At 62.8% G+C, this 435-nt stretch carries 1 protein-coding gene; it reads left to right on the forward strand.

Annotated elements, in window-relative coordinates; genetic code table 11:
* Positions 1-388, forward strand: a 388-nt coding sequence (locus RM844_RS32915) for a HEAT repeat domain-containing protein (protein ID WP_311671094.1), incomplete at its 5' end; no start/stop codon positions are given.
* Between the last annotated feature and the right edge of the window lie 47 nt (positions 389-435).

The following is a 435-nucleotide window of genomic DNA, read 5'->3' on the forward strand; positions in this document are numbered from 1 at the left end:
TAACTGGACACGGGTCGACAAGTTCGCCAACTTGGCCGCCCCCTTGCGGGCGCCGGGCCTGGGCGGGACAATTCAGGAGATCCTTGATTCGGATGCCGTGGGGTTCAACAAAGAGGATCTCGTGGAGATCCTCGGCGAGATCCGGGAAACGGACGCGGTCGCCTGCCTGTTCAGGGTGGCGGAAGGTTCGGTAGACGAGGACGCTCCGGCGTACTGGCTGTGCCAGAAGGTCATCTCTTCTCTGGGGGATATCGGCACGCCGGAAGCCCTTCTACGCCTTCGCCGGATGACGTCCCAACCGTGGCCCGACGTTGTCCGATGGCATGCGGCTGTCGAACTCGGGGTCGAGGACGAGCTCGGCTTTGACGAAGATCAAATGCTGGGGTAGCCGAAACTCCGGGCGGTTGTGCAGGCGGATGATGCCGAGCATGTTCC

The sequence above is a fragment of the Streptomyces chisholmiae genome (assembly GCF_031845445.1).
GTDB lineage: Bacteria > Actinomycetota > Actinomycetes > Streptomycetales > Streptomycetaceae > Streptomyces > Streptomyces chisholmiae.